This is a genomic window from Sulfitobacter sp. SBS6 (assembly GCF_048285585.1).
GTDB lineage: Bacteria > Pseudomonadota > Alphaproteobacteria > Rhodobacterales > Rhodobacteraceae > Sulfitobacter > Sulfitobacter pontiacus.
Map to the genome: position 1 here is coordinate 397,772 of NZ_JBLWBA010000008.1, position 13,537 is coordinate 411,308.

General features: G+C 62.4%; 11 protein-coding genes. 7 read left to right on the top strand and 4 right to left on the bottom strand.

The features are described from left to right. Nucleotides 1-52 precede the first annotated feature (52 nt). The 7 genes from pal to folD all read left to right on the top strand — a co-directional run bounded on the left by pal (nucleotide 53) and on the right by folD (nucleotide 8,260). Complete coding sequence (gene pal, locus ACNQ62_RS15690) at nucleotides 53-577, top strand: peptidoglycan-associated lipoprotein Pal (protein WP_005851654.1); 525 nt, start codon at nucleotides 53-55, stop codon at nucleotides 575-577. A gap of 28 nt (nucleotides 578-605) precedes the next feature. Next, nucleotides 606-1,457, top strand: a complete 852-nt coding sequence (gene ybgF / locus ACNQ62_RS15695; RefSeq protein WP_005851655.1) for a tol-pal system protein YbgF — start codon at nucleotides 606-608, stop codon at nucleotides 1,455-1,457. A gap of 4 nt (nucleotides 1,458-1,461) precedes the next feature. Then, nucleotides 1,462-2,721 carry a tRNA lysidine(34) synthetase TilS gene (gene tilS / locus ACNQ62_RS15700; protein WP_418095301.1) on the top strand — a complete coding sequence of 420 codons (1,260 nt, stop codon included), beginning with the start codon at nucleotides 1,462-1,464 and terminating at the stop codon, nucleotides 2,719-2,721. A gap of 78 nt (nucleotides 2,722-2,799) precedes the next feature. After that, the gene (gene ftsH, locus ACNQ62_RS15705) at nucleotides 2,800-4,716 is read left to right on the top strand and encodes an ATP-dependent zinc metalloprotease FtsH (protein WP_340270777.1); all 1,917 of its coding nucleotides are present in this window, start codon (nucleotides 2,800-2,802) and stop codon (nucleotides 4,714-4,716) included. A 115-nt stretch (nucleotides 4,717-4,831) separates the two neighbouring features. After that, nucleotides 4,832-5,413, top strand: a complete 582-nt coding sequence (locus ACNQ62_RS15710) for an MOSC domain-containing protein (RefSeq protein ID WP_418095242.1) — start codon at nucleotides 4,832-4,834, stop codon at nucleotides 5,411-5,413. Nucleotides 5,414-5,586: 173 nt separating this feature from the next. After that, nucleotides 5,587-7,263, top strand: a complete 1,677-nt coding sequence (locus tag ACNQ62_RS15715) for a formate--tetrahydrofolate ligase (RefSeq protein ID WP_288961036.1) — start codon at nucleotides 5,587-5,589, stop codon at nucleotides 7,261-7,263. A 94-nt stretch (nucleotides 7,264-7,357) separates the two neighbouring features. Then, nucleotides 7,358-8,260: a bifunctional methylenetetrahydrofolate dehydrogenase/methenyltetrahydrofolate cyclohydrolase FolD gene (folD, locus tag ACNQ62_RS15720; protein WP_317937670.1), complete on the top strand. Its 903-nt coding sequence runs from the start codon at nucleotides 7,358-7,360 to the stop codon at nucleotides 8,258-8,260. Here folD and ACNQ62_RS15725 read toward each other — a convergent pair. The 4 genes from ACNQ62_RS15725 to ACNQ62_RS15740 all read right to left on the bottom strand — a co-directional run bounded on the left by ACNQ62_RS15725 (nucleotide 8,257) and on the right by ACNQ62_RS15740 (nucleotide 13,505). Further along, a complete protein-coding gene (locus tag ACNQ62_RS15725) occupies nucleotides 8,257-8,685 on the bottom strand; it encodes a PaaI family thioesterase (protein ID WP_418095243.1) in 429 nt (142 codons plus the stop codon). The genes folD and ACNQ62_RS15725 overlap by 4 nt on opposite strands. A gap of 41 nt (nucleotides 8,686-8,726) precedes the next feature. Beyond that, nucleotides 8,727-9,392: a ligase-associated DNA damage response endonuclease PdeM gene (gene pdeM, locus ACNQ62_RS15730; RefSeq protein WP_260004880.1), complete on the bottom strand. Its 666-nt coding sequence runs from the start codon at nucleotides 9,390-9,392 to the stop codon at nucleotides 8,727-8,729. 258 nt (nucleotides 9,393-9,650) lie between these two features. Further along, nucleotides 9,651-12,095 carry a ligase-associated DNA damage response DEXH box helicase gene (locus tag ACNQ62_RS15735; protein ID WP_418095244.1) on the bottom strand — a complete coding sequence of 815 codons (2,445 nt, stop codon included), beginning with the start codon at nucleotides 12,093-12,095 and terminating at the stop codon, nucleotides 9,651-9,653. Between the two features lie 102 nt (nucleotides 12,096-12,197). After that, a complete protein-coding gene (locus ACNQ62_RS15740; protein WP_005851665.1) occupies nucleotides 12,198-13,505 on the bottom strand; it encodes a hypothetical protein in 1,308 nt (435 codons plus the stop codon). Nucleotides 13,506-13,537: the final 32 nt, after the last annotated feature.

The window sequence follows — 13,537 nt, forward strand, 5'->3', positions numbered from 1 at the left end:
AACACCGTCACAACAGACACATTAAAATGCTATCGTCAAAAAGGCACAGTCCATGAACCGCATTCTCACCGCAACTCTATTGATCGCAGCTCTGGCCGTATCGGCCTGTACCAACCCTGACCGCTTTGGCGCGGACGGCATGAATAACGGTGCCGCGAATGGCGCAGGCCTGAACGGGGGCATTATCCCCGGCAGCGCGAACGACCCGGCTTCTACGGCATATTTCCAGCAAGCCGTTGGGGATCGCGTTCTGTTCCTGGTCGACCAATCCAACCTGACCCCCGAAGGCCAAGCGACGCTGGACGGTCAGGCAGCCTGGTTGAACACCAACACCGATTACCAAGCCGTGATCGAAGGCCACGCGGACGAGCAGGGCACACGGGAATACAACCTTGCGCTTGGCGCACGCCGCGCCAATGCAGCGCGCGAATATTTGATCTCGCGCGGGATCGCCGCCAGCCGTCTTCGCGTTGTAAGCTATGGTAAGGAACGCCCGATCGAAGTCTGTTCGAGCGAGGCATGCTATGCCAAGAACCGTCGGGCCGTGACCGTACTTGCGGGCGGTCTGACCAGCTAAGTCGTCTACGTTAGGTTAGGATTTTAATATGCGGTTTGCTTTGATTGTAGCGCTTGGACTGGCCTTTGGGCCGGTCGCGGCGCAGGCGCAGGATGCGCAGACTTTGGCGGATGTGCGTCAGGAACTGACGGTGCTGAACGTCGAGGTACAAAAGCTGCGCCGGGAACTGTCCACCACGGGCGGCGCGAGCGTTGCCGTGACCGGTGGGTCGGTGCTTGAGCGCGTCAATGCAATGGAAAGCGAACTGCAGCGCCTGACCTCTAAAACCGAAGAGCTGGAAAACCGGATCAACCGCGTGGTCACCGACGGGACCAACCGGATCGGTGATCTGGAATTCCGGCTCGTGGAGCTTGAAGGCGGCGATGTGGGCAGCCTCGGCCAGACTTCTACCCTTGGCGGGGGCGAGATGCCCGCGACCATGGCACCCGCCACGCCCGTGCCCGCACCAGCGGACCCGTTGGCCAATACCTCTACCCCCACCAATACCGCAGAACTTGCGGTGGGTGAAAAAACAGACTTCGAGCGGGCGAAGGCGGCGCTCGCTGACGGTGACTTTCGCAGCGCCGCAGACCAGTTTGCGACCTTCAATCAGACCTATCCGGGCGGACCGCTAGGCCCCGAAGCCGATCTGCGGCGCGGCGACGCGCTGGACGGTCTGGGCGATACCCGCGAAGCGGCACGCGCCTATCTGGCAAGCTTTAGCGCCGATCCCGCGGGGCCTGTCGCGGCAGAAGCACTGTACCAGCTTGGCAGCTCTTTGGGGGCCTTGGGCCAAACCCAAGAAGCCTGCGTGACCTTGGGCGAAGTCGCATCGCGCTTCCCCACAAGCCCTTTCGTCGCGCAAGCCCAATCCGAACGCAGCGTGCTTGCCTGCCAGTGATCCGATGACCGACCCGCTGGCGCAGAGCATCGCCGCCAGCTTTGACCCCGCGCCGCCGCCCGTATTGGGTGTGGCGGTGTCGGGGGGCGGCGACTCTGTCGCGCTTTTACATCTTCTGAATGGCTATGCCCGCAGCCGCGGGATCGCGCTGCACGCAGCGACCGTCGATCACGGCCTGCGACCCGAGGCCGCTCGCGAAGCCGCGATGGTCGCCGCCCAGTGTCGCGCGCTTGGCGTTCCGCATGACACGTTGATGTGGACGGGCTGGGACCACAGCGGCAATTTGCAGAACGAGGCCCGCAAGGCGCGTTACCGTTTGTTGGCGGATTGGGCACGGGGGCAGGGCATTGGCGCTGTCTGCATCGGGCATACTGCCGACGATCTGGCAGAGACTTTCGTGATGCGTTTGGGGCGCCGGGCAGGGGTCGACGGGCTTTCCGCCATGCCTGCGATGTTCGACCGTCACGGCATGCGTTGGCACAGGCCCTTACTCAACGCTCGCCGCGCCGACCTGCGCGCGCATCTGAAGCAACGCGGGGTGACTTGGGTCGATGACCCCAGCAACGAGGATGACAGCTTTGCGCGGGTGCGCATCCGTAAGGCGCTGGCGGTGCTGACCGATCTGGGCGTTGATTCTGCCGCACTTGCCGATGTCTCGCGCCACCTTGCCGACGCCCGTACCGCGCTTGACGCGCAGATGTTTGCCTCCGCACGCGCCCATGCCCAAGTTCAATGCGGTGCCGTGGCGATGGACTGGCAGGCGCTGTGTGACCTCCCGACAGAGACACGCCGCCGATTGCTAACCCATACGATCGCCTGGATCAACGGGGCCACCTACGCCCCACGCAGCAGCGCCGTGGCAGAGGTGCTGACGGCGCTTGATGATGCCGGTGCCGCGACCGTGCAGGGGTGCGAGCTGCGTTTGAAGCGCGATAAACTGTGGATTTACAGAGAGTTGCGGGCAGTTCGGGCAGTTGATGCGCCCGTGGATGCACTCTGGGACGGCCGCTGGCGTCTGGAACCTTGCGGCGATACGCCCGCGCCCGACACGCAAACCACGATCCGTGCCTTGGGCGCTGAGGGGCTGCGCTGCTTTGCTGATTGGCGTGATTTGGGCGTGCCGCGCGGTGTCTTGCTGGCCTCTCCGGCGGTGTGGCAGGGCGCGGAACTGGTCGCTGCCCCCCTTGTCGGTCGGTCGCAAAACTGGCAAGCAGTGCTCGAACGCGGCGAAGATGCCTTTTTCGCCGCACATATGACGCATTGAACATGCGCCGATCGTGTCTATCTTACACGCATTGGGCGCTGTGTTTGGTGCCGTCCCCCGGATGTAGGAGACTTTCCTTTGGGTAATATGCGCAATCTCGCCTTTTGGGTTGTATTGATGCTTTTGGTTTTGGCGCTGTTCAATCTGTTCAGCGGCTCGACTGGCGGGCTGCAAAGCCGTGAAATCAGCTATTCCGAATTTGTGACCGCTGTCGAAGCAGGGGACGTGCGCAACGTCACGCTTGATGGTGAACAGGTTCGTTTCCGTCGTGCCGATGGCAGTGACTATGTCACGATCCGGCCCGAAGACGCCGAGGTCACCAGCCTGCTGATGTCCAAGGACATCCCGGTGCGCGCTGAACCCCAGCAACAATCCGGTTTCCAGACCTTCCTGATGTCGCTGTTGCCCATCCTTCTGCTGATCGGTGTGTGGATCTATTTCATGAACCGCATGCAGGGCGGTGGCAAAGGCGGGGCGATGGGGTTCGGCAAGTCCAAGGCCAAGATGCTGACCGAAAAACACGGTCGTGTGACGTTTGACGACGTGGCGGGCATCGACGAGGCAAAGGAAGAGCTGGAAGAGATCGTCGAATTCCTGCGCAACCCGCAAAAGTTCAGCCGTTTGGGCGGCAAGATCCCCAAAGGCGCGCTGCTTGAGGGCCCTCCCGGTACCGGTAAGACCCTGTTGGCGCGGGCGATTGCCGGCGAAGCGGGTGTGCCGTTCTTCACGATCTCGGGCTCCGACTTCGTCGAGATGTTCGTGGGTGTGGGTGCCAGCCGCGTGCGCGACATGTTCGAACAGGCCAAGAAAAATGCGCCCTGCATCGTCTTCATCGATGAGATCGACGCCGTGGGCCGGTCCCGTGGGGCGGGCTACGGTGGTGGCAACGACGAGCGCGAGCAGACCTTGAACCAGCTGCTGGTCGAGATGGACGGCTTTGAGGCGAACGAAGGCGTGATCATCATCGCCGCGACCAACCGCAAAGACGTGCTGGACCCTGCCTTGCTGCGTCCGGGCCGCTTTGACCGTCAGGTCACCGTGGGCAATCCCGACATCAAGGGCCGCGAGAAAATCCTTGGGGTGCATGCGCGCAAGACGCCGCTTGGCCCTGACGTAGACCTGCGCATTATCGCGCGCGGTACGCCCGGTTTCTCGGGTGCGGATCTGGCGAACCTCGTGAACGAGGCCGCGCTGACCGCCGCACGCGTGGGCCGTCGCTTTGTCGCGATGATGGATTTCGAGGCCGCGAAAGACAAGATCATGATGGGTGCCGAGCGCCGGTCGATGGTGTTGACGCAGGACCAGAAGGAAAAGACCGCCTACCACGAAGCCGGTCACGCCATCGTCGGGATCAAGCTGCCGAAATGCGACCCTGTATATAAGGCCACGATCATTCCGCGCGGCGGGGCCTTGGGTATGGTGATGAGCCTGCCCGAAATGGACAAACTGCAGATGTTCAAGGACGAAGCCGAGCAAAAGATCGCCATGACGATGGCGGGCAAAGCGGCTGAGATCTTCAAATATGGCGCTGAAACCGTGTCGTCGGGCCCGATGGGCGATATCATGCAGGCCAGCCAGTTGGCGCGTGGCATGGTGATGCGCATGGGCATGTCCGACAAAGTTGGGAACATCGACTATTCGGAAGCAGCGGCTGGTTACCAAGCCAACGGCGGCGCGGGCGGGTTCAGCGTTTCTGCGGCCACGAAAGAGCTGATCGAATCCGAAGTGAAACGCATCATCGACGAAGGCTACGACCGCGCCTACAAAATGATCACCGATCACGAGGAAGAGTTCGAACGTCTGGCCCAAGGTCTGCTGGAATACGAGACCCTCACCGGTGAGGAGATCAAGCGCGTCATGGAAGGCAAACCGCCACAAGACCCGGACGGCGACGACACCAGCGGCATGGACAAACCAAGCCTGACCGCGATCCCCAAGGCCAAAGGCAAGAAGACGCCTCCGCCAAACGGGATGGAGCCTGAGCCAAGCGTCTGACGCCTAGGCATTGATCACCAGAATACGAAAGCAAAGGCCCTGCACCCGCGGGGCCTTTTCTTTTGTCGCGGCTTTGCGCAGGTTACGGACAACGCAGCGCGAAAGGATGCCGGTCATGCCGACGATGAAAGAAACCGAGTTTACCGCAACGATCACATGGCTTGGTGTGGTGCCCAAGCTGGCCAAGGGCATCCGCGCCGAACCCCGAAGCGAAGCTTTCGCCAGCTACGCCGGTTTCGAGGATGACGTGCATGCGGGGCTGACCCGCGCGTCCTGTGTGCGGGTCACGAACCTCTATCCCAAGGGCACCGAGATCCGGAACGTGCGCCAGCTGTCGATCCTGTCTGCGGAAGAAATGACCCTGATCGCGGCCGACATGGGGATGGAGGCACTGGACCCCGTGCACCTTGGCACGTCGATGGTGATCAAGGGCATCCCCGATTTCACGCATGTGCCGCCCAATGCGCGGCTTCAGGCTGCCTCGGGTGCGACGATCACGATTGATACCGAAAACCGCCCCTGCGTATTGCCCGGTCGCGAGATCGAACAAGACAGCCCCGGCCACGGTCCCAAGTTCAAATCCGCCGCCGAGAACCGTCGCGGCGTGACCGCCTGGATCGAACGCGAGGGGCTATTACGCGTCGGGGATACGCTGCGCCTGTTCATCCCCGACCAGCCAGCCTGGCAGCACGGCTAGACCCAATGGGGCGCGGGCTCACGGCGACCCGCCATGCTCAAATCAGCGACACACCCGCCGGATCGCCGCATCAAGCGCCGGATATGTCGGAATTGCCCCCTCTGCCCATGCCCTCACAGGCGTATTGAGGACATAAGAAACATAGAACGCCGACGGCGCATCAGGGAGGACATATGACCTTTAAATCCGACATCCAAATCGCACGCGAAGCCAGCAAACGCCCCATTCAGGAGATCGGGCAAAAGCTGGGCATCAGCAGCGATGATCTGCTGCCCTACGGCCATGACAAGGCGAAGGTGTCGCAAAAGTTCATCAACTCGGTGCAGGACCGTCCCGATGGCAAGCTGATCCTCGTCACCGCGATCAACCCCACCCCCGCGGGCGAGGGGAAAACCACGACCACCGTTGGTCTGGGCGACGGGTTGAACCGCATCGGCAAGAACGCGGCCGTCTGTATCCGCGAGGCGTCTCTTGGTCCGAATTTCGGCATGAAGGGCGGGGCCGCGGGGGGCGGCTATGCGCAAATCGTGCCCATGGAAGAGATGAACCTGCATTTCACCGGTGACTTCCACGCCATCACCTCGGCGCACAATCTGCTCAGCGCGATGATCGACAACCACATCTATTGGGGCAACGCGCTGGAGATTGATCTGCGACGCGTCGTCTGGCGCCGCGTCGTCGACATGAACGACCGCGCCCTGCGCCAGATCACGGCGTCCTTGGGCGGTGTGTCGAACGGTTTCCCCCGCGAGGCCGGGTTCGACATCACGGTCGCGTCCGAAGTCATGGCGATCTTGTGTTTGGCCAAAGACCTGAACGACCTGCAAAAGCGCCTTGGCGACATGATCGTCGCCTATACCCGCGAGCGTAAACCGATCTATGCGCGCGATATCAAAGCGGATGGTGCGATGACCGTGCTGTTGAAAGACGCGATGCAGCCGAACCTTGTGCAGACGCTGGAAAACAACCCCGCTTTCGTCCACGGCGGGCCTTTCGCCAATATCGCGCATGGCTGCAACTCTGTCATCGCGACCACCACCGCGCTGAAACTGGCCGATTATGTGGTGACCGAAGCGGGCTTTGGTGCCGATCTGGGGGCAGAGAAGTTCCTGAACATCAAATGCCGCAAGGCGGGGTTGGCACCGTCCTGCGTCGTGGTTGTGGCCACCGTGCGCGCGATGAAGATGAACGGCGGCGTGGCCAAGGCCGATCTGGGCGCTGAAAACGTCGACGCCGTGCAGGCCGGTTGCCCCAACCTTGGCCGCCACATCGAGAACCTGAAATCCTTTGGCGTGCCCGTCGTCGTCGCGATCAACCATTTCGTCACCGACACCGACGCAGAGGTGCAAGCGGTCAAAGACTATGTCGCCTCGCAAGGGGCCGAGGCCGTGCTGTCCCGCCACTGGGAATTGGGCAGCGCTGGATCTGCCGAACTTGCCGAGAAAGTGGTCGAGACGATTGATAAGGGTCAGGCGGATTTCGCCACGCTCTACCCCGACGCGATGCCGCTGGCCGATAAGATCAACACCATCGCCACAAAGATCTACCGCGCGGATGGGGCGGTGATGGATCAGAAGATCCTCAACCAGTTGAAAGACTGGGAAGAGCAGGGATATGGCGATCTGCCGGTCTGTATGGCCAAAACGCAATACAGCTTTACCACCGATCCCGAAGCCCGCGGCGCGCCAACCGGCTTTACCATCCCCGTGCGCGAGGTGCGTCTGTCTGCTGGCGCGGGCTTTGTCGTGGCCATCTGCGGTGAGATTATGACTATGCCGGGCCTGCCACGGGTGCCTTCTGCCGAAAATATTCGTCTCAATGACATCGGCGATGTTGAAGGTCTGTTCTAAGCGCGTATGAACAGGGCGCGGAGGGTCGCCCCTTCGCGCCTTCGCCTGCTGTGGCAGGTGATAGCAGCGCCACAACAGACAAAGGACGGTCCCCATGACAGCGACGATCATTGACGGCAAGGCATTTGCAGCACAGGTGCGGGGGCAGGTCGCCCAGCATGTCACGCGGCTGAAGGACGATCACGGGATCACGCCGGGGCTGGCTGTGGTGCTTGTCGGGGCCGATCCCGCCTCCGAGGTTTATGTCAAATCCAAGGGCAAGATGACCAAGGAAGTGGGCATGAAATCGGTCGAACACCGGCTGGCAGACACCACATCAGAGGCGGAGCTTCTGACCCTGATCGACACGCTGAACAAGGATGATACGATCCACGGTATCCTCGTACAGCTCCCCTTGCCCGATCACCTGAACGAAGACCTTGTGATCAGCGCGATTGATCCGGCCAAGGATGTCGACGGGTTTCACATCTCGAACGTCGGTCTGTTGGGCACGGGGCAGAAATCCATGGTGCCCTGCACGCCGCTTGGCTGTCTGATGATGCTGCGCGACCACCACGGCACCCTGTCGGGGATGGATGCCGTCGTGATCGGGCGCAGCAATATCGTTGGCAAACCGATGGCCCAGCTTCTGCTCAACGACAGCTGCACCGTGACAATCGCCCATTCGCGGACCAAAGACCTTGCCGCTGTTGTGCGCCGCGCTGATATCGTGATCGCCGCCGTGGGCCGCCCCGAGATGGTGCCGGGCGACTGGATCAAACCGGGGGCCACAATCATCGACGTGGGCATCAACCGTCTCGACGCGCCAGAGCGGGGTGAGGGCAAGACCCGTCTGGTCGGGGATGTGGATTTTGACAGCTGCGCCAAGGTGGCCGGTGCGATCACCCCGGTGCCGGGGGGCGTGGGCCCGATGACGATCGCCTGCCTGCTGGCCAATACGGTCACGGCCTGCTGCCGTGCCCATGACCTGCCCGAACCCGAAGGGCTGACCGCCTAAGCGGCGGTTGCCGGAACCGGCACCATCGTGCCCTGAAGCAAGGCGATCAGCACCTGCTGGTCGCCGGTCTGGGCAAAGACCTCGGCCGTGACCACACAAAGCCGCTTTCCCGGTTTCACCACCTTGCCAATCGCGATCAGCCGGTCTCCGCGGGCGGGGGCCAGCAGGTTGATCTTGATCTCTGCGGTGACGACCTCGGACTCTAAGGGTAGTGCCGTCAGCGCGGCATAGCCCGCAGCGCTGTCCCCGATAGAGAACGTCAGCCCCGCGTGGCCAAACCCCTGCTGCTGGCGCGTGCCGGGCAGAATCGGTGCCTCGATCCGGATGAGCCCCTTTGATACATCACTAAGTTCAGCGCCGAGGGTCTGCATCATCGATTGTGCGGCAAAGCTGTCGCGGATGCGGGCGATTTCTTGCGAGGTCATAGGGGCTCTTTCAACATGGATAGCCGTCCCCGTGGCTGCGACTAGCGCGGCATGGGGATCGCGGTGGGCTGCGGTCCGGTAAGTATGGCGCAGGCCTGCGGACCCATCAATGCCTGTAGCACCGGCGCGTCACTGTACAACCCGCCGGTATAGGTGCCAAAGGCGGGCATGATCAGCCGTCGGTCGTCATACAGGAAGGCCGGACGCGTCACCGACCGCCCGCGCAGCCGCAGCCGAGCCTTGGGGTGATAATGCCCCGAAACCTCGGCCTGCGCGCTTTCCTGCGCGATATGCCGGAACTGCAAGGGGCCGATCACAAGCTCGGCCAGATGCTCCCCCCCCAGTTCGACGGGGCCGGGGTCGTGGTTGCCCTCTACCCACAGCCACTGCCGGCCCGCCTGCAGCCGCGCCAGCGTCAGCCGCGCTGGCTCGGGCAGGGCATGGGCCGCGTGAAGATCGTCGAAACTGTCGCCCAGACACATCACGACGCGCGCGGGTACACGGTCAAGCGCCGCCGCAAGCCGGGTCAACGTGTCCATCGTCTCGTAAGGGGGAAGCGCCGTGCCGCCGCGCCGCGCAATCCGTTCGGCTTTGCCAAGATGCAGGTCGGACACGCAGAGCAACCCGTGATCTGCCCACCACAAAGCACCAGAGCCAAGCGCCGTCAGCCGCGCGCCGCAAAAGTCGAATTCATACCCGATGTTCATGCTGCGTTCATCACCAAGTTTGCCCGCGGGCGCAAGGGGCGCTGGCCGATGGACGCGCCTATGGCGGGGCGCAGGAGTATTTGAAAAAGGGTGAAGCGGAAGACGCCCCCGCCTGATCCCGAGGGGCGTGGGGGCGTCTTCACCCTTTGCGGTCATCGGCTCTCCAGCCTGTACCGCGGGGTGATCATGGGGCAAAATAGCTAAGCGAAGGTTAATTCACCCTTTCAAAAATACTCAGCTGCGCAGCGATTGCCACGTCTAGCGCCGTTTGAGGGGGATGTTATCCGGCGCGGGTGTGATCTGTGCGAGGCCGGAGGCTTGCATCAACCGCGCGGATTCCTCGGCCAGCAGGCGCTCTTCTGCCTGCCCCTTGACCGGCACGCGACCCATTTCCAAAAACAGCGGTGCGGACAGGGGGCTGACACGGTCGAGGATACGGTGGTCGATCCGGCCCTTGATACGATGCAGCATTTCCTCGATCCGGCCAAAGTCGACCAGCCCGCGCAGGGCCTCTTCGCGGGTGATATCGAGCAGGAGGTGATCGGGTTCGTATTTCTGCAAGGTGTCATACATGATATCAGAGCTGAAGGTCGCCTGCCGGCCAGACTTACGGGCTTGGGGAGTGTTCCGTTCGATCAGCCCTGCGATGGTGGCGGCGGCGCGGAACGTGCGTTTCATCACCGCATTGCCGGCCAGCCAATGGTCCAACCCGTCATGCAGGGCTGTGGCATCAACGAGCGGGGCGGGGTTGTCGACCGGATCCAGCCCCCAGATCAGCGTGGCATAATCGGTGGCGACGAAGCCCAGGGGGTTGAGGCCCAGTTCCTCCATCCGTTTTGTCAGCAGCAGGCCGAGCGTTTGCTGCGCGTTGCGACCGGCAAAGCCGTAGAAGACCGTCTGGGCGCGGCCCTCATGGGGGAAGCTTTCGATCAGCAGTCGGCCCGGTTGCGGCAGTTGGCTGACCTCGCGTTGCAGGGTCAGCCATTCGGCCGTGTGGCGCGGCAGCTCGGGCCAGCTGTCTTGGGTGAACATGCGTTGCACGCGGGCGGAGAGCTGGGTCGAGGTGGCGAATTTAGTGCCCATGAACGTGGCGACGCGTGGTTTCTTGGCGGCGGAGCGGCTGACCTCTACGGTCATTTCCCGCAGCCCTTCGTATTTGACGATCTGGCCGCCGATCAGGAAGGTGTCGCCCGCGCTGAGCGAGGCGGCGAAACCTTCCTCGATTTCGCCCAAAGGGGCACCGCCGCGGTTGCGTTTCATGCGGACCTTCAGCGTGTCCGTGTCCTGAATGGTACCGATGTTCATACGGATACGTTGGCTGCTGCGGGGGTCGCGCAGGTGCCATTTGCCGTTGGTGCACATCAGACGTTGCCATCTGTCGTAGGCGCGCAGGGCGTAGCCGCCTGTGGCACAGAAATCGAGGCAGGCGTCAAAGGCGGCCCGGCTGAGGCTGGCATAGGCCCCGGCCGAGGTCACCTCGGCATAGAGCGCGTCGGCGTCGAAGGGGCCGGCGCAGGCGGTGATCAGGATATGCTGGCATAACACATCGCGAGGGCCGGGGCCGCGCGGGTCGCCGTCAAGATCGCCTGCCAATACGGCGTCGAGGGCGGCGACACATTCGACCACCTCGAACCGGTTTGCAGGCACCAGCAGCGCTTTGGAGGGCGCGTTATAGCGGTGGTTGGCCCGCCCGATGCGCTGGACCAGCCGTTTGACATTCTTCGGGGCACCGATCTGGATCACGAGATCGACATCGCCCCAGTCGATCCCCAGATCAAGGCTGCCGGTACAGACAATCGCGCGTAGATCACCGCGCACCATCGCGGCTTCGACCCGTTCGCGTTGCTGCCGATCGAGCGAGCCGTGGTGGATGCCGATGGGTAGGCTGTCTTCGTTGGCGAGCCAGAGATTGTGAAAGAAAATCTCGGCCTGAGCGCGGGTATTGTGGAAGATCAGGGTGGTTTTATGCTGGCGTATCTGGTCGAGCACCGCCGGAATCGCATAGGCAGCTCCATTGCCGGACCACGGCGGGGCCGCGTCCGTGCGCAGCATCCGGATGTCGGGCGGCGGGCCGGGATCAGCCAGCAGGATCGGGCAGGGGTCGGGGTGACGCGCCATGAAATGCGCGATGGCGGCGGGATCTTCGACGGAGGCGGACAGGCCCACCCGTTTCAGCCCCGGACACAGGCGTTGCAGCCGCGCCAGTGCCAGCATCAGCTGGTCGCCCCGCTTGCTGTCGGCCAGCGCGTGGATCTCGTCGATCACGACACGTTTGAGCCCTTTGAACATGCGCGGTGCATCCTCGTAGGAGGTCAACAGCGCAAGGCTTTCGGGGGTGGTCAGCAGGATATGAGGCGGGTCGGCGCGTTGCCGGCGTTTGCGCGTTTGCGAGGTGTCGCCGGTGCGGTCCTCGATCCGGATGGGGAGGCTCATTTCCGTCACCGGGGTGGTGAGGTTGCGCTTGATATCCGCGGCCAGCGCCTTGAGCGGCGAGATATAGAGCGTGTGCATGCCGTCGTGATCGCCCTCGGCCAGATCGACCAGCGTGGGCAGAAAACCCGACAGCGTCTTGCCGCCCCCCGTCGGCGCGATCAACAGCAGCGCGGGCGCGTCGGCGCGGTCCAGCATGTCTTGCTGGTGGGGGTGGATGGACCAGCCTTTGGTGGCGAACCAGTCGGAGAACTTGGGGGGCAGGGTCTGCATGGGGTGCAAGATAGGCTGTTTGCACGCGGTGGCCAGCCCCCGCACCCCCGGAGTTTATCTGGCAAAATGAAGCGGATGCCCGCGCCGGTGTCGAGCGCGGTGCTACCTGACGATGGTTTCATCCTCGACGAACATATTGGCCCAAGCACGGTCAATCAGATCAGGGCGCATCTGGTGCGGGATACCTTCGAAATCGCAGATGGAAATCATCTGGTCGATCAGGAAGATCGGCTGATAGTTGGCGAAGACATTGTTGATCGTGGGGTATTTTGTTTTCAGCAAATGGATCAGCGTCGCCTCGTCCAGTTTGATGTTTCTTTTCTTGGCGACCATGGCAAAGATCTTGAGGAAGTTTTCCTGATTGGGCCCGTCGATCTTGATCTTGAAGAAGATCCGGCGCAGGGCGGCCTGGTCGAAGATCTCATTGGGGTGGAAGTTGGTGGAGAAGACCACCAGCGTGTCGAAGGGAACTTCGAACTTCTCGCCGGATTGCAGGGCGAGGATGTCTTTGTTTTCTTCCAGCGGCACGATCCAGCGGTTGACCAGCGCCTGTGGCGATTCTGCCTGTCGGCCAAGGTCGTCGACGATGAAGATGCCGCCGGTGGATTTCAGCTGCAGCGGGGCCTGATAGGTCCGTGCGGTGGGGTTGTAGACCAGATCAAGCATATCGAGCGTCAGTTCGCCCCCGGTGATCACCGTGGGGCGTTCGCATTTGACATAGCGGGTGTCAAAGCGCGTCACGCGGCGCAGGGATTTCGGGTCTTGTTTCTCTTCGGAAATGGCGGTGTGCACGATGGGGTCATAGACCGTGATCACCTGACCGGCATATTCAATCGCACGGGGGACATAGATCCGGTCACCAAGCGCGTCGCGAATCCCATTGGAGATGCTTGATTTACCATTGCCGGGGGGGCCGTACATCAGGATGGAGCGACCGGCCGTCACGGCTGGGCCAAGGTTGCCGATCAGCTCGGACGGGAGCACCAGATGGCCCATCGCCGCTTCGAGCTTTGCGCGGGTGATTTGCATGTTGCGCACGGACTGGCGCTTGATCTGTTCGCGGTAGACATCAAGCGGCACGGGCATCGGGCCGAAGTATTCCGATTGCGCCAAGGCATCCAGCGCGCGGGCCTTGCCCAGGTCGGTCAACTGGTAGCCCATTTCATTGCCGTTATTCGCGTTAAGCGTGCCCGTCGCTTCGAGAAGGCGCTGTTCGCGCGACAGATCCACCAGTTCCTGCGTGACCTGAAGCGGCAGGCAGATCGCCGCTGCGAGCTCGCTGACCATGGTGACATTCTTGCGGAACATTGTCTTGATCATGATGTCGCGCATCATCACCACGGGCAGCTTCATCTCTTGGATGGTGCGCGGCGGAGGGGGGGCCATGACGGCGCTGGTTTGCATATTCATGAAGACTTCTTTCATGGGGACACGGGCGTGCC